This window comes from Actinoplanes sp. NPDC051851 (genome assembly GCF_040681165.1).
Taxonomy (GTDB): Bacteria; Actinomycetota; Actinomycetes; order Mycobacteriales; family Micromonosporaceae; genus Actinoplanes.
In genome coordinates this window covers 91,896-108,908 of the sequence record NZ_JBFAYF010000014.1, presented here as the reverse complement: position 1 = coordinate 108,908, position 17,013 = coordinate 91,896, and the positions used below count along the sequence as shown (strand labels likewise).

Here is a 17,013-nt window from a genome sequence, read left to right as displayed (position 1 = left end):
CTACTCGCCGCCCGTTCGGGGCTCGTCGTCGTACAGCCGCCAGGCGGGCAGACGGGTCGCCCCTCCGGGCTGGTCCTCCGATGTCAGAAGCGCCATCCGCCGGTACTGCAGGCGCAAATGTCCGGCGGCATCCACCGTCGGTGGTGTTCCACGGTCCAGCAGCACGGCTTCCGAGCGGCCGTCGGCGTGGACGAGTGCGTCGACGCCATGTCCGTGTACGGTCGCCGCCAACTCCACCGCGGCGCCGGGGGCACGGCTCAGCAGATCGTAGAGCCGGTCGCGCAGAGGGTCATCCGGTGACTCCTTCACCGGCTCCGCCGGCTCCGCAGCGACTGCTGCGCCGATACCGCGACGGGTGCTCCAGAATCCTCGATTCCCCACCACGATGAGGTGGGAGCGGGCACGACTGATCGCCACATTCCACAGATTCCGCTCGGATTCCAGCCAAGCCACGCTGCCGGTGGGCATCTCGGCTCCCGCGACGAGGCCGAAGACGATGACATCGCGTTGGCCGCCCTGAAAGGTGTGTACGGTGCCGACACGGACGCGCGGCTCATCCCGCCAGGAGCGGGCGATCAGCTCTGCCTGGGCCTTGTACGGGGTGACCACACCGATGGTGGCGTCAGGCAACTTCTGGACCACGTATCTGACGCAGTCATTGACCTTTCGGACCTCGTCCGTGTTGATCCACGACCCACCGTGAGATGGTCGTGCCGGACGGCCCTCGACGGGTGACCAGACGATCGGATCGCGGTCGAGTCGTCGTTGGTCCCGGACGTCGGTGAGCACCGTGAGCTGTCCACCGTAGAACTGGCGGTTGACCAGGTCTGCGATCTGCGGATGGCATCGGTAGTGCTCGTCGAGCAGGAGGCTACCCCCGGTAGCGCGTTCGGAGGTGTGAAACGCGGAGTTCCGGCGATAGGCGAGCCGATGTTCCTCGACCCAGTCCGCCGACATCCCCGCGTCGCGCCGGGCCTCGGCCTCGCGCTGAGGAGAGATCGCCGCGATATGACGCAGCTGCATGGGGTCCCCGATGACTAGCGCCCGTCGGGCCCGGAACAGCAACGGCAGCAACTGAGGGATCGAGCATTGGCTGGCCTCGTCGACGATGACCAGGTCGAAGAGCGCCGGATCGGGCGGGAACCGGCGGGCCGACAGACTGCTGACGGCCCAACCACCGGCGGCGGGCGCGCCAGTCGACTTCCTGGACAGGGCTCGCTTGACGGCACCCCAGTCGCTACCGGGCTCCTGCTTGGCCTGCAACAGATCGAGGATGCGCTGTCGGCCGGCGAGAGCGTTGGAACGGATGACCGCGTCCACCAGCGTGAGTGCCGCGCCGCCGGCTCTGGTCTCCGTCTCGTCGGCTTCGTCGGCCAGTACCCGGTCGGTGGGCACGGTGGCGGCCCGGCTTCGTAGGGTCGCCCAGCTCTGTTCCGCGGCGGCGAACTCCGAGAGCGCCCGGCAGGACGCCACGGTTGGTTCGACGGAGAGGAGCAGGGCACGAAGTAGGCGAGCCTGTCGCCGGCGATGAAAGAGACGGGCTCCGGCGCAGCGCCGGGCACGTTGCTGCCAGCGGATGAGCCGCTTGCCGTCGCCGAGACGGCCGGCGAGATCGCCGGCCGTGCAGCGGAGAGTCTCGGCGAGGTGCTGTCGTCGCTGTGCCAGCTCCAGTAGTTCCCGCTCGAGCTCCGCGACCTCGGCCAGGCGCCCTCGTGACTGCGCCACCTGTCGGGTGGCCCTCGTCAAGGCGGCACGTGCGGTCACGGTATTGAGCCGGGGCCGTTCGAGGCCGGCCAACTCGGTCAGCTCGCTGGTTTCGTTCTCCGCGTAGTTGATCGGCCCAGAGCGGCTGCCGGTGCGAACCAACAGCCCGGGAAGCAGATCACGGCAGCGGCGCCAGACCTCGTCCACCGCAGCGTTGTTGGTCGATGCGACCAGAACGGACTCACCACTGGCGACTGCGGTGGCCACGGCGTTAGCGACCAGCTGGCTCTTGCCGGTGCCGGGTGGGCCGGTCGCAGTGGTGAGGCGAGCGGTCATCGATGCGGTGATGACCGCTCGCTGGGAGTCGTTGCACATGAGTGGCAGAGCGGGCAACACGTTGCCCGTCGAGTCGATGGGGTCCGATGAGGTCGGATTCTGTGTGAGCAGGGCCGCCATGGCGGTCTTGTCGACGTCGGAGACACGGCTACGAAGATCGGCCAGATCGTCCAGTAGCTTGGCGACGGCCCCGTCGCGGCGGGACACCCGATACAACAGCGCCACGTTGCGAGCCCCTGTGGTCGGGGTTCGAAGGTTCACCGAGCTCTCGAGGAGTTCGGGGCGCAACTCCTCGACCATGGGGAGTTCGTACTCGGTGCGCAGCAGTTCCCGGAGATCCTTGGTCATCTGGGCGTATCCGCCCGCATGCCAGCTGGCGTAGTAGGTCGCCGCCAAGTGCTGGGCCTGTTCCTCTCCCAGGCATTCCCGCGCGAGTCCCGGATGCGGCTCAGCCGGTCCGGCAGGAGAGATCCGGAGGCCTGTGCCGTCGTCGGCCACCTCCACCCGGCGAACGACCAGTGGCGCGAATCGCGGATCGCGTTCGGCTCGGTCTCGTGATCCGTAGAGCAGCACGGCGGGATAGCCGGCCCACAACTCGTCCCCCGACTCGGACACGCGGCGGGTCCAGGCGGCAGTCGCCTCGTCGAGCGGGAGGTGATCGTCGTCGTTCGAGCCGCCGGAGAGGAGCCGTTCGCGGCCGGGAAGGTAGACGAACCGCTCGCCCTCTTCGCTGAGTCGCAGCAGTGGCGCCTCACGCGTCTCGACCTGCAGACATCGTCGGTAGTAGTCCAGGAGGCGCTGCCACTGGGCGGTCGGTGTGTGCGGTGCCGGGACGGCGTCCTTGCGGCCGGCCAAGCCGGTGCTCCGAGTCGAGGAGATCGTGTCGGGCGGTGCTTCGAGGCGGATCGATCCGCCGGCGACCACGTTGGCGATGACGATCTTCGAGTTGACGCCGACGGCGGAGTACACGGGTGCCTGGCGGGTCGAGCGTTCCTGATTCCGGATCCGTCCGGACACGTGATGGAACAGATCAACGACGGATACTTTGCCGTCGCCATCGTGATCGGCCGTTCCGTCCTGCAGCGATTGGACGATCTCGCCGGTGAAGATCGAGGGCGTCGGCCTGCCGTCGACCACCGGGCCGCTGTACGAGGCCTCACCGGCACCGGACGACGACAGCACATAAACGCCACGGCTCTGCAGCGGCGCTGCCGACTGCTGTTCGGTGGCGGCGCTCTTGGCGTCCCGGGTTCGCAGACCCAGGGCGAAGCCACCGCTTTCGCAAGCGTCGATGATCGTGACCTTCTGGGGTGCCCGGCACGCTTCGAGCTGCTCGTTGACGAACCCGGCGGAGACCGCAGTCTCCTGTAGCCGGTCAGCATCGGTGTCACGCGTGATGAAGAAGAACTCGCCCGAGCTGAACGGGAGCCGCATGCCGTGCCCGCTCAGGTAGAGAAGCGCCAGATCGTCCGGGCCGCACTCGTCCAGGAACTCACCGATGTGCTGTCTCAACTCCGCGGCGCTCGGGTCATGGACCGTGCTGACCGTGTCGAAGCTGCCGATGGCGGGATGGCGTAGTACCTGTTCCATCGCCCATGCATCGGCCCGACAGGATGGTAATGCGGTGAAACGGCTGTCGTCGTACCGTTCCGTTCCGACCAGCAGTGCCCTTCGGGCTGTGGTCGACACGGCTAGCGCTCGTCGTCGCGCAGAAACGCCTCGATGGCGCGTTCCTGCGCCGGAGTGACCACGGAGGGGATCTCGATGCTGTGATCGCCCCGCGTCACTCGCACGGTTCGGTGCTTCCCCTGTTCCGCCCATGCCTGAATGGCGGTCACCAGAATCCTGGCGCCGGCCTGTGCCCCCGCCGTCAGGAAAACCCACATCGATGCATCGGCGATGATCTCGGCGCCCTTGGCCCCGCCGCCGGTCATCGGACCCAGAGCGGTCGGCAGTCGTACCTGAAGGCCTTCGGCGGAGACCAGAGCGGTGTGCAGGGATCGGGTGAGCCGCTCTCCCCTCAACACGTCGCCATCTGCGAGAACTTCCACCTGGACAAGTGGACCGTCTTCCACCGAACCCCCCGAAATCCCCGAACGTACAGGCGAGAACAGGAGCCTACGGTGACTGTCTACGCGTCGATGGCTTCGATCGATGGTTGTCGACTATCCGACTGTGCGCACGAGACGCGTTCGGTCGAAAAGTCAGGGCCATATCACCGTGCCGTGCCGGGCGGCCTCGTCCAGCTCGGTCAGGCGCCCGCTGCGCCCGGCCGCGACGGCCTCGTCCGCTGCGCCGAACACGACGGGCTCCGTACCCTCGAAGACCGGTTCCCGGAAAAAGGAAAGCGCAGGCCTCGTCCTCGGTCCCGGCGAAGCCGAATCGTGCCCCGTTGCGCTCGAAGACGCCGACCCGCACGTCGTTCCCGTCCCCGCCGGCAGGTAGCACGACTCGGGACCCCACTCTCCTTCTACGTTCGGCCGTGCCCGGAAAACCGTGCGATGGCTTCCTGATGGCTGTCGATGCGATTACCTTGTCACCAAGGGTTACCTCAATGACGGGGAGGGGTGCCGAGTGGGGGAGCTCGTCGAGGTCGGGCTGTCGTCCGGGGACACCATGTGGGTCACGCTCGAATCCGGCCAGGAGGCGCGGGACGTCGGGTTCGGAGAGAAGTTCACCAATCTTCCCGGGCTCGCCGCCATCGTCGAATGGGTGAGCTCCGGGGTGTCCGCCGGGCTGACCCGCGCTCGCCCCGGCACGGTCACCGCGGAGTTCGGCGTCGAGATCGCGGCCGGTGAGCACGGCCTGGTCGCGGCGCTCGCCGGAGTCGGCGGCAAGGCCACCGTCAAGGTCTCGATGACCTGGGGTGGGCCGGACGCCGGCCCGGCCGCGGAGGCCGGGTGAACCGGTGGCCGGCGCCGAACCCGTCGATCAGCTGATCGAGCGCGTGAAACGCTGTCTCGTCCTGCTCTCCGGGCGGGAGAAGGGCAGCGGCTTCCTGATCGCGCCGGGCATGATCGCGACCTGTGCCCACGTCGCGGGCCGGGTGGGCGACGAGGTGACGATCCGGTGGCGGGGCACCGAGCTGACCGGTGTGGTCGGTCATGCCTCCGCCCTGACCCGGGCCCGCGTGGCGCCCTACCCGGACATGGCGGTCGTCGTGTTCACCCCGCCGCCGTCCGGCCACGAGACGGTGCTGCTGGACGAGCATCTTCCGGCGGCCTCGGCCGAGCTGGTCGTGGTCGGCTGGGCCCGGGGTGCGTACGGGCCGGAGCCGGAGATCACCTCGGGCACGTTCGCCCACGGCGTCTCCGGCGACATGATCCGGCTGACCGGCGGCGAGATCGAACCGGGCATGTCCGGCGGCCCGGTCCTGAACACGTCGACCGGAGGGGTCTGCGCGTTCGTCAAGGCAGCCCGGCACACCGGGCAGCAGGCGGGCGGCGCCGCGGTGCCGGTGCGGGCGCTTCGCGGGATCATGGACGCGGCGGCCTACCGCGAACTGCGGCGCGGTAACGCCGGGTACCACCGGCGCAACCGCGTCTGGACCGGTCTGGCGGACCGCCTGCCGGGCGCGGCCGAGCGCCGCTCCGAACGGGAGCTGCGGGACATCCTCGACCGGCTGCCGGTGCTCGGCGGGGAGGAGCACCTGACGGCGTACCTGGCGGTCACGAGCGACCTGGCGGATCCGCCCTCGCATCCGATGCACGAGTACGGCGACGTCGTCGTCGAACTGGCCGACCGGATGCGCGCGCCCTTTCCTCCGGTGCTGGCGTACGTGATCGACCTGTCTCGCGCCGCCGGGGCCCCGATCGCCGAGGCGTTGCTGGTCTGGGCCCGGATGAGCGCCGGCGACGACGCGGCGGTCCGGGACGAGGTGGACCGCCGGCTCGGCGTCGTCGATCCGCCGGAGGCGGCCGCGACGGGCGGTGCCACGATCCCCTCGGTGCTGGTCTGCGTCCGCCGGGCCGGGCAGAACCGGAAGCGGTACCGATGTGAACTGTGGCGCTTCGTCTCGCCCGGCGACATCACCCCGATCGAGGTCGACGACCGGGACCGTTCCCTCGAGGAACTGCTCGACCATCTGCGCGCCCGGCTCCCGGGCCTCGCGCCCGGCCGCCCGGGGGACGGCCGCCGTCCGATGTTCGAGTTCGTACTGCCCGCCGAACTGCTCGACGAGGACCTCGAACACCTGCCCGAGGCGCCGGACAAGCCCTGGTCGGTGCTCGGCCGGACCAACGCCGTGGTGGTGCGCGACCAGGAGCGCTTCGACGACGAGGACCGGTATCTGCTGGACTGGCGGCACCGCTGGGGCGCGCTCGACGGGCAGGACGCCGGGAACGCGCTGACCGTGGTCGACTGCGCGGAGGGCCGGGCGCACGGGAAGCTCCAGGCCTGGTTCCAGCTGGCACCGGAGATGGCCACCCTGGTGCTGCCGGACTCGCCCCGGCAGGCGCCGCTGCGCGCGGTTCTCGAGGTCGGCCTCCACACCGGCATCCCGGTCATGGTGTGGCGGCGTAACGGGTGTACCGGCGGTCACGAGCCGGGGAGCCGGGACTGCCCGGGTGGGCGGCTGTCGGCGGCGGTCGTCGCCGAACTGAGCAGGGCCGGACGGGGCGACATCCCGGACCGGATCAAGCGGTTGCGCAATCGGGCGGTCGCCGAGGACGACCTGGAGTGCGGGGACGACGTCGTGCTGCTCTGGGACGACCCGGACCGCCGGTTGCCGCGGACGCCGATGACGTCACCGATGGGGGACCGGCATGCCGGAGGGTGAGTTCCAGATCTACCGGGGTGCCGGGCACCCGGATCCGGCGGTGGACCGGATCGGCCGCCGTGCCGCGCCGCCGCCGTGGCGGGTGTTCGACGGCGCACCGGCGATGCGGGTGGACCGGGACGCCCCGGTGGGACGGGGCATGGGCTACCGGACCAGCGCGGTGCCGTACCGGGCCGACGCCGACACGGTCCGGCTGGTCAACGTCGCCCTGCACCTGCGCCGTCCGCTTCTGGTCACCGGGTACCCCGGCACCGGCAAGTCCACCCTGGCGTACGCGGTGGCGCACGAGCTGCGGCTCGGGCCGGTGCTCCGGTGGCCGATCACCAGCCGGTCGTCGCTCACCTCGGGCCTCTACAACTACGACGCCGTGGGCCGGATCGAGGAGGGCAACGCCCGGGCCGCCGCCCCCGGACCCGGCGACGGGCCGGCCGGCATCGGCCGGTTCATCCGGCTGGGGCCGCTCGGCACCGCCCTGGCCGCCTGGGACCTCCCGCGCGTGCTGCTGATCGACGAGATCGACAAGAGCGACATCGACCTGCCCAACGAGCTCCTCGACGCGCTCGAGGAGGGCGAGTACGAGATCCCCGAGCTGCGGCGGATCGCGGACATCGCCCCGTCGGTCCGGGTCCGCCCGGCCGACGGCGGCGATCCGGTACCCGTCGGCGACGGCCGGGTCCGGTGCCACGAGTTCCCCTTCATCGTGATGACCAGCAACGGCGAGCGCGACTTCCCGCCGGCGTTCCTGCGCCGCTGCGTGCAGCTCGACCTGGCCCAGCCCGATCGCCGGCGGGTCACCGCGATCGTCCAGGCCCACCTGGGCGACGACGTGATGGCGGCGGCCACCCCGCTGATCGAGGACTTCCTGGCCCGGCGGGAGCTCGGCGCCCTCGCCACCGACCAGTTGCTGAACGCGGTCTACCTGCTGCATCTGGCCGGCGGCGCGGGCCGGGCGGATCGCGACGAACTGGTCGAGGTGGTGTTGCGCGAGCTGAGTGGCCCGGAGTGACCGGACCGGCCGACCGCCTGCTCGCGGTCCTGGAGGCGGCCGGCGTACGCCTGACGCCGGCCGAGGTCGCCGAGGCGTTCTGGCTCGCCCTGCGGGTGGACCTGGCCGCACCGGCGAACGGTGTCCCCGTCCCGCCGGCCGGGTCGCCGCCGCCCACCGGCGCGGATCCGGCCACGACGGCGGTACCGGAGACCGATCCGGAACCGGACGGAAGGGTGGACCTGCGCCTGCCCCGCCCGGAGCCCCCGTCCGGGTCGCCGCCGCCCCGTCCGGAGCCGGTCCCGCTCGGCGCCGACCGGGATACGGACCCGGTCACCGGCTGGCCGATGCCGGCCCGGACCGTCGGAGCGCTGCCCCGCGGCACCCGGGTGACGCGCGCGCTGCGCCCGCTGAAACGACGGGTCCGGACCGGCCGTCAGGTCGTCCTCGATGAGGAGGCGACCGCCCTGCGGATCGCCGAGCGCCGGTTGTGGACCCCGGTCTGGCGTCCGGAGAGCAACCGCTGGCTGCATCTCACGCTGGTGCTGGACCACAGCTCGGTCGGCGGCGTCTGGTCGCGGCTGGGCCACGAGGTACGCATGCTGCTCGAGCGCCTGGGCACCTTCCGTACGCTTCGGGTGGCCCATCTCGATCTCGGGCCGGACGGCCGGATCCGGCTCGCGGGCCGGGCGCGCCGCTCCCCGGCCCGGCTGGCCGACGGGTTCGAGGATCAGCTGCTGCTGGTGCTCAGCGACGGTGTCAGCGGACCGTGGCACGACGGCGAGATGGCGCGGATCCTCGGCCGCTGGGCGACGCGGGCGCCGGTGGCGATCCTCCAGCCGCTGCCGCAGCGGCTCTGGCCCCGGACCGGCCTGCGGCCGTTGCCCGGACGGCTGTCGGCGCCACGGCCCGGTGCCCCACCGGCCGACTACCGGTTCGTCTCGGGCCTGCGCCGGCGTGGCCTGCCCGCCGGGGCCGTCCCGGTGCCGATCCTGGAGATCGAGCCGGACTGGCTGCGCCCGTGGGCGGGGCTGGTGGCGGGCCGGGCGGCGGGCGGCATCGACGCGACCGTGATGCCGGCCCTCCCCACCGGGCCGGAGCCCGCCGCGCCGCCGGCCGGCCCCGTTCCGGGCCTCGCGGCGGTGCCCACCGCCGAGCGCCGGGTCCGCGACTTCCGGGCCGGCGCGTCCGGGCCCGCCTACCGGCTCGCCCGGTACCTGGCCGCGGCGGCGCCGCTGAACCTGGCCGTGATGCGCATGGTCCAGGCCGTGATGCTGCCCGGCTCGCGGCCGTCCGACCTGGCCGAGGTGCTTTACAGCGGGCTGCTCGAACGGGTGCCGGTGTACGGCGGGACACCCGACGACCAGCCGTTCGAGTTCCGGGCCGGCGTCCGCGAGGTCCTGGAGGACACCCTCCAGCGCGCCGAGGCCCAGCGGGTCTTCGCCGAGGTCTCCGGCTTCCTGGACCGCAACCTGGCGAGGGCCGGCGCGTCGTTCCTCGCGATGGGCTCGGCGCCGGTCACCGATCTGACCGGGCGCCCGGCGCTGCGCCGTCCGATCGCCGAGGTCCGGGCCGAGGTGTGGCGCCGGCTCGGCGGTACGCCCGGCACGGAGGGGGACGGTACGGCGTGGGCGCCCGCCGGGTGGCCGGCGGAGAACGCCGGGAGCCTCACCGTGCAGCACCTGGGCGGCCCGGTCGGCGCCGGGACACCCGCGCCCGGCGAGCCGGTGGACCTCGTCGTGGTCGCCGGCGGGCTGGCCGAACGTGCGACGCGCAAGGAGTACCGGACCGTGTACGACCGGCTGGAGCTGTTGCGCGAGGGGCTCGTCCCGTCGTCCGGGCGGGTCGTGGTCGTGCCGGGGACCACCGACGTCAACCGGCTGCTCTGCGAGTCGTACTTCGACGACCAGGCCGCCGAGGAGGCCGAGCCGGTGCCGCCGTACTGGCCGAAGTGGGCGCCGTTCGCCGAGCTGACCGAACGCCTGCCCGGTGCCACGGCCGCCTTCATGCCGCAGCAGCCCTGGCAGCTCGTGCCGGTCCCGGAGGCCCGCACCGTGGTCGCGGCGCTCAACTCGACGATCGCCATGAGTCATCGCCCGGAGGAGCAGTACGCCTTCCTCGGCTCCGGGCAGCTGGAGTGGTTCGCCGCCCGTCTGCGGGAGTACGAGCGGCGCGGCTGGCTGCGGCTCGGCCTGATGCACCACGACCCGGCGTCGCTGCGGGACGCGGAGGAGTTCGCCCGGGTGCTCGCGCCCCGGCTGGACGTGGTGCTGCACGGCGGGCCCGGCGGCGTCCGGGAGATCGGCACGAGCGGAGTGCCCGCGGCCGGCCTGGACGGCACGGACCGGCACCAGACGGTCGGGATCCGGCCGGGGTCACTGCGGATCTCGTCCGGCGGGCGGGAGGTGACGCACGCGTACGGCGACCACTGGTGGCCGTCCGTCACCACGGAGCCGGACCCGGCCGGCGACCCGGACGAGCCGATCGGCGCCGGACGTGACGACCTGGTGGCCCGGGTGGCCCGCGCGTACCGGGCGCGTGTCCCGGAGGCCGTCCTCACCGAGCACCCCTGGCACCCGCCCGCCGGTGGCTACCTCACCGCCCGGTCGCCGGGCCGTGCCGCCGGGATCGGGGTCTACGACGGTGTTCCCGCCGCCGAGGTGGTGGACGGCTTCCCGCGCGAGGTGTTCCTGCGTGAGGGCCCCGGGCGGGACGCCGTCCTGGTCTGCCGGGCCACCCCGGCGGCGGATCTGCGCGACCGGGCCCGGGGCCGTGGCGTACGCCTCTCCGGCCTGGCCGAGTTCCAGCTCGGTGAGGACCTGACGCACCACCTGGAGGGCCGCGCCAGGTTCCCGGCGGAGTGGCACGTCGACGCGCTCCCGGACGAGTCGAGGATCCTCGACGAACTGGCCGGCGAGCTCTCCGGGGACGGACCGCGGACGATCGCGGTGCACGGCGTCGCCGGCTCGGGCAAGACCACGCTGCTGGGGCGGCTGGCCCACCGGCTGTACACGGCGCCGGAGCCGGTCGTCCCGGTCATGCTGGACCTGCGGGACACCGATCCGCGGGACGACCTCGACCTGCTGCTGGCCCGGGGACTGACCCGGGACGGCTTCCGCCGCCTCGACCTCGATCACGGCGGTCACCTGCGGGACGCGGGCCGGGTGGTCTGGCTCTGCGACGGGGTGGACCATCCGGCGGGCCGCGAGGCCTACGAGCGGCTGCTGCACGGGAAGGCCGGCTCCGCGGGCAAGGTGGTCCTGGCCAGCCGGAACCTGGAGCTGCTCGCCGAGGCGTCGGGCACCGGGCCCGGCCGGTGGGTGCGCCTGACCGGGCTGGACCGGAGCCGGGTCCGGGAGTTCGTCGAGCACGAGCACGGTGACCGGGCCGGAGCGCTGCTGGAGTCGCTGGGCCGGACCGGTGGGCTGCTCGAACTGGCCGCCAATCCGCGGATGCTCACGCTGATCGCCGGCCGTGGCCGGCGCCTCCCGGTCCCCGGCGAGGGGACCGCGGCGATCTATCAGCGGCTGCTCGAGTCGTGGCTGAGGGCCGCGGTGGAGGGCACCGGCCGGGCGGTCACCGGCGATCTGTGGCAGGCCCTCACGTCCCTGGCCTGCCGGCTCTGGGAGTCCGGGGAGACCGCTCTCGACGCCGACGCCATCGCCCGCGCGGCCGACGAGAGTGGTCTCCCCGGTTTCCGCTGGGAGCCCGTCCAACTGCTCAGCCTGGGCACCCTGCTGATCGGCGACGACCGGCACCGGTACCGCTTCCTCCACCCGTCGGTGCAGGAGTGGCTGGTCGCCCGGCGTATCGCCGGGCGGCTCGATGCGTCGGGCGCGCCGGTCGGACTGCTGCGCCGGGAGATGTCGCCGCTGATGACGGCGTTCGTCGCCGAGCTTGCCGGGCCGGCGGCCGTCGCGGGGTGGGCCCGCGCCGTGCTGGAGAGCCCGGACGCGCCCGAGGAGGCCCGGTCGGCGGCCCGCCTGCTGACGGCGTACCCGGGGCCGTCCTGATCGGGCCGTCCTGATCGGGCCGTGCTCACCAGAGCCGGCCTCCGGGCGGGACCGGCCGTGACGCGGTGAGGTGGGGATCGAGCTCGCCCGGCTCGAACCGGCACATCCCCATCGCGTACCAGTACTCCCCCTCCGGCCGGCCCTGCAGGACGTACCGCTGATCGTCGAAGAGGACGGCCGAGCCACCGACCGAGAGCGGCACCAGGACCGCTCGCGGCGACGGATGCGCCGGTTCCCAGATGCGTACGCCCCGGTCGCCTCCCGCGCTGGCCAGCCGCACGCCGTCCGGTGTCCAGCTCAGCGACCGGATCCAGCCGGAGTCTCCGGCGAGGGTGTTCTCCAGGCGCCCGGTGGCGGTGGCCCAGATGTGGATCACCCCGGCGGTGCCCGCGCTCGCCAGATGCTCGCCGTCCGGTGCGAACGCGAGGGCGGTGATCGCGCTGCCGTGCCCGGCGAGTACCCGTGGCGGGCGGCCGCCGGTGCTCCGGATCTGGATCGTCCCGTCGTCGTCGGCGCTGGCCAGGTGGCGTCCGTCCGGGGAGACGGCGAGCGCCCGGATGGTGTTGGTGTGCCCGGCCATGGTCTGCCGTCGCTCGGTGGCGAGGTGCCAGACCCGGATCGTGCCGTCGGTGCCGCCGGCCGCCAGGTGGCCGCCCTCCGGGGTGAAGGAGACGGTGGTGACCGAGCCGTGCTGGCCGACCAGGGTCCGCGGTGGGGACTTGCTGGTGATGTCCCAGATCCGGACCGTGCCGTCGGTCCCGCCGCTGGCGAGGATCCGGCCCTCCGGGTCCAAGGCGAGCGTGTTCACCCGGCCGATGTGCCCGGTCAGGGTCAGCTCGAGCGCCGTGGTGGCCGGGTTCCAGACCCGGATCACGCCGTCCCGGGAGGCGGCGGCGAGGTGGTGACCGCCGCGGGCGACGACCAGGGCGGTGATCGCGGCGTCCGGGCCGGTGGGCTCGCTGAGCACCTGCGGCGGCGTGCCGATCACGGCGTTCCAGATCTGGACGGAGCCGTCCTCCGCGCCGACCGCCAGCCACGGATCGTCTCGCTGCGCCGAGAAGCTGACCGCCCGGGACGCGCCGCCACCGCCGCGCAGTGTGCGGTTCAGCCGGCCGTCGCCGGTGTCCCAGACCCGGATCGTACGGTCGTCGCCGGTACTGGCCAGCTGACGGCCGTCCCGGTAGTAGGCGAGCGAATGCACGGTCCCGGTGTGCCCGGTGAGGGTGTACAGGTTCTGCCCGGTGGCGCTGTCCCAGATCCGGACCGTGCCGTCGTCGCCCGCGCTGGCCAGCCGGCGGCCCTCCGGGGAGAAGGCGACCGCCCGGATCCAGCCGGTGTGCCCGGTGAGCCGGTGCACGATGGCCTGGTCCGCCACGTTCCACACGTACACCTTGCGGTCGTCGCTGGCGCTGGCGATCAGGTCGCCGGAGGGGCCGAAGCTGAGCGCGTGGACGGCGCCGGTGTGCCCGATGAGCAGGTGGACGGTCTGGCCGGTGGTGGTGTCCCAGATCCGTACGGTCTCGTCGTCGCCGGCGCTGGCGAGGTGCCGCCCGTCCGGGCTGTAGGCGAGGGCGCGCAGCCGGCCGGCGTGCTCGGTGAGCAGGTGGACGGTCTGGCCGGTGGTGGTGTCCCAGATCCGTACGGTCTCGTCGTCGCCGGCGCTGGCGAGGTGCCGCCCGTCCGGGCCATAGGCGACGGCCCGGATCCGGCCGGTGTGCTCGGTGAGCGTCTGCGCCGCGTGCCCGGTGGCGGTGTCCCAGATCCGGACGACCTCGTCGTCGCCGGCGCTCGCCAGGTACCGTCCGTCGGCGGTGTACGCGGCGGCCCGCAGCGGCCCGGTGTGCCCGGTCATCGCCCGCAGCGGTGTGCCGTTCACCGCGTCCCAGATCCGGACCGTGCCGTCCGCGCAGGCGCCGGCGAGCAACCGGACGCCGGACGCCACGGTGACGGCGTGCACCACGGTGGCCGAGGCGATCTGCGGTTCGGCGGTGGTGTTCCCGGGTAGCGCCGCCCCGAGCGTGTCGATCTCGCGCAGCGCCGCCGCGTCCACGCCGGTGGTGGCGACCAGCGCGGTACGCCGCATCCGTACCCCGGTGAGCGTGGCCCCGGTCAGGTCGGTGCCGAGCAGCCGGGCGCCGCTCATCTCGGCCCCGCTGAGGTCGGCGCCGAGCAGGCTGGCCCGGTGCATCCGGGCGCCGGTCAGGTTGGCCCCGGTCAGCTTGGCGTTGGTCAGGTCGGTGTCGTTCAGGTTCGCCCCGGTCAGGTCGGCCCGGCTGAGGTCGGCGCCGGTCAGGAAGCGGGCCGAGAAGTCCTGGCCGCGCAGATCAAAACCGGGCATGTGCAGCGGCGACGAGGTGGTCATCCGTAGGTGCCGGAGCACCTCGACGGCGTTGCGGCCGGCGCCCCGGGCGATCGGCTGCTGACCGGCCAGGATCTGCTCGGCCCAGCTCCGCATGGTGTCCGACCCGGCCAGACCGCACAGAAAGTCGATCATGAGTGGCGACATCGAGCGCCCGACCAGGCCGGGCACGCCGGTGCTGCCCGCCGCCAGCTGCGCGGCCAGGTGATTCGCGATCAGCCATTCGCGGACCGAGTGGTGGACGAAGGTGAAGCGCTGATTCCCGGAGCGGACCAGCAGCGTGCTGGAGCCGAGCAGATGAGCGCTCTCCTGCGGCTCCAGGGTGGCCGCCCGCCCGACGGTGGTGGCGGTGAGCTGGGTCAGCGTGGCGGCCGCGGCGCCCAGGTCGTCCAGGCTGAGGCTGTCGTCCGGCGAGTCCCAGAGTCGCAGGGCGAGATGGGTGACGGCGTCGAGCAGGTCCTCCTCGTCCGGTGCGCCCGGGCCGAGCCGGCGCAGTCGCCGGGTCTCGTGCCCGAGCCAGCGGTCGAGCACCTGCCGGTACAGGTCCGCGGCGGTGATCCGGCTGCCCGCCTGACCGGCGATGAGCAACTGCTCCTCGCCCAGGTCGGTGATGAAGCCGAGCATCCGCGGGTTGCGGGAGAGCCCGAGCAGATCCTTGATGTCGCGCAGCAGGTCGAGACGGGCCCGGGCGCTCTCCGGGTCGCGCAGCTGATGGGTCAGGTACACGAGGATCTGGTGGTCGTCGAAGTCGGCCAGCCGGATCACCCGGCGGTCCGCGCCGAGTTGTGCCCCGAGGGTGTTCAGCACGTCGGCGTCGGTCAGGAAGTGCTGGTCCCGGCTGGTGACGATGACCTTGGCATGCTCCTCGGCGGCCTGCACGATGGTGTCCAGGTGGTTGGTGGCCCGGTCGTAGCTGACCCGGGTGGCCAGCTCGTCGAAGCCGTCGAAGAAGAGCGCCACCCGGCCCTCACGGCGCAGATAGCGGAAGGCGTCCAGGTCGATCTGCCGCTGACCGTGCCGGGACAGCTGGACCGCCACCAGTTCGTCCAGGCTGTACGCCTTCTCGAAGTTGCGCAGGTCGATCAGGACCGGCACCGCCCGGGAGCCGTCGGCGGCCATCCGCTGGGCCAGCTCGCGCAGCAGGAACGTCTTGCCGTGCCCGAAAGTGCCCAGCACCACGACCAGCCGGCCGCTCGGGGCGTCGACCCAGCCGCGCAGCCAGGCGAGCAGGTCGGTGGAGGGGGCGGCCTCGGACGGTGTGGACGTCTCGCTCAGGAACTCGGTGTAGCGCTGCGGGACGTACGAGGCCGACGGGTAGACGGGGTCACCGTCCAGCAGCGCGGCCTGGTGCTCGGCGAACCGGTCGAGATCCGGGCCGAGCTGGAAGTCGGAGAAGGTGATCAGATCGACGTCCCGCGCGTGGGCCCACGCGCGCAGCTCGTCGCCGGCGGGCTCGCCGGCGTGCACCAGGTTCGCGGTCCGGCCGGACCCGTTGGTCCGGAACCGGGCCAGCACCGTGACGAACCAGTCGACGTCCGCCCGCGCCGGGGTGCCGGCGCAGACGCCGACCGGGTGCTGCTCGGCCGGCCCTCGGTCGCCCCGGCTGGGATCCGGTGAGATGCGCAGGTACGCCATCGCGGGGGTGGCGTCCGGCGGCATGATCAGCGCGACGTCCGCGCCGTGCTGCCGCAGCCGGCACACCTCCGCCACCCGTTCCGCCAGCCGGCGCAGCTCCGAGGGCGGCTCCGGCGGGATCGACCGGGGAGCCGGGCTCCGCGGCGGCGGATGCGGCAGCAGGATCGGCCCGGTCACCGTGGGCTCCGCCGGTGGCAGCCGGCGGGTCCGGATCCGATCCGGGTACGCCTCGATCAGCTGCCAGTCGTGCGCCGTGCCGAGCACCGGTACCTCGTCCGGCCCGAGCAGCGCCACCTCCGGCCCGCTCTGCTGGCCGTGCACCAGCAGGTCCAGGTGCGGTCCGAGTACGCCGGCCAGGTGCTCGCCGTCGGTCAGCTGGTGGACGTCGCCGTCCGGCCGGTGGTGCAGTACCCCGATCCGCAGCCAGTCCCGGCGCTCGGGGGTGGAGAGCTGCTCGGCGAACCAGGCGAGCTGCTCCGCGCCGAGGCAGCCGTTCTCGTCGCCGGGCCGGTGGGTCAGGGCCATCGTGGAGTTCAGGCCGGCGACGACCACCCGTGGCCCGGGGTGGTCGCTGATGGTCCACGGCTGGTCCTTGGGCAGGTCGGCGCCGTGGAAACGGCGCAGCAGCGTGGAGAACGGCTGCCACTTCTCCCAGTACGGCGCCGCGGGCTCGGCCTCGTCCGCCGCGCACTGCAGGAAGTACGCCTGGCATTTGAGCCGGTTGACGTCGCTGCTCCCGGGCACCAGGACGACGCGTTCCGGCGGAAGGCCCAGAGTGTCCCGTAACGCCTCCAGCGCCTGGTATGCGAGGTCGTACTCGGCGGAGGTGGCGCGCTCGGCGAGATTGCCGGTGACGATGACGAGTTGCGGGGCATTGTCGCCGACAATTGTCCGCAATCGATCATTGATCGACTTCTTCGGGCCGGGAAGGGAGTGCGTTCCGTCCGGAAGGGAGCGCGTGACGGTCAGGAGGTCGCGGCAGTGCAGGATGGTGATAGGCGGCATGGTGAAAACCGGCATCCTCCCGCCAGAATGGGGCAATGTGCTGGCATTTCGGCACCGGGCGTTGCTCGGATGGTCATGCCGGAAACGACACTACCAATTGTCGAAGATCAATGTTGCGATAGTGGGACGGTTGATGGAAGGCTGGTCTTTCCACGGGATTCGCGGTGCGCCTCTAGTCGCGGAGCTAGGGTGGAATCGG

Annotated in this window: 7 protein-coding genes; 4 read left to right on the top strand and 3 right to left on the bottom strand. The window is 72.5% G+C overall.

Going from position 1 to position 17,013, the window contains the following annotated elements:
* Together AB0M08_RS16480 and AB0M08_RS16475 are read right to left on the bottom strand one after the other, a co-directional pair.
* Window positions 1-3,729, bottom strand: coding sequence for an AAA domain-containing protein (locus AB0M08_RS16480; protein ID WP_364493337.1), 3,729 nt, complete (start codon window positions 3,727-3,729; stop codon window positions 1-3).
* Between the two features lie 2 nt (window positions 3,730-3,731).
* A complete protein-coding gene (locus AB0M08_RS16475; protein ID WP_364493335.1) occupies window positions 3,732-4,091 on the bottom strand; it encodes a hypothetical protein in 360 nt (119 codons plus the stop codon).
* A 523-nt stretch (window positions 4,092-4,614) separates the two neighbouring features.
* Between AB0M08_RS16475 and AB0M08_RS16470 the strand changes: the two genes are divergently transcribed.
* The 4 genes from AB0M08_RS16470 to AB0M08_RS16455 are packed head-to-tail and all read left to right on the top strand — an operon-like array spanning window position 4,615 to window position 11,815.
* Window positions 4,615-4,944 carry a CU044_2847 family protein gene (locus AB0M08_RS16470; protein ID WP_364493333.1) on the top strand — a complete coding sequence of 110 codons (330 nt, stop codon included), beginning with the start codon at window positions 4,615-4,617 and terminating at the stop codon, window positions 4,942-4,944.
* A 4-nt stretch (window positions 4,945-4,948) separates the two neighbouring features.
* On the top strand, window positions 4,949-6,817 hold the full coding sequence (locus AB0M08_RS16465; protein WP_364493331.1) for a trypsin-like peptidase domain-containing protein: 1,869 nt from the start codon (window positions 4,949-4,951) through the stop codon (window positions 6,815-6,817).
* Window positions 6,804-7,823 carry a MoxR family ATPase gene (locus tag AB0M08_RS16460; protein WP_364493330.1) on the top strand — a complete coding sequence of 340 codons (1,020 nt, stop codon included), beginning with the start codon at window positions 6,804-6,806 and terminating at the stop codon, window positions 7,821-7,823. Before AB0M08_RS16465 ends, AB0M08_RS16460 begins: the two co-directional genes overlap by 14 nt.
* Window positions 7,820-11,815 carry an SAV_2336 N-terminal domain-related protein gene (locus tag AB0M08_RS16455; protein ID WP_364493328.1) on the top strand — a complete coding sequence of 1,332 codons (3,996 nt, stop codon included), beginning with the start codon at window positions 7,820-7,822 and terminating at the stop codon, window positions 11,813-11,815. Before AB0M08_RS16460 ends, AB0M08_RS16455 begins: the two co-directional genes overlap by 4 nt.
* A gap of 25 nt (window positions 11,816-11,840) precedes the next feature.
* On the opposite strand, the gene AB0M08_RS16450 is transcribed toward AB0M08_RS16455, so the two are convergent.
* On the bottom strand, window positions 11,841-16,814 hold the full coding sequence (locus AB0M08_RS16450; RefSeq protein WP_364493326.1) for a pentapeptide repeat-containing protein: 4,974 nt from the start codon (window positions 16,812-16,814) through the stop codon (window positions 11,841-11,843).
* Between the last annotated feature and the right edge of the window lie 199 nt (window positions 16,815-17,013).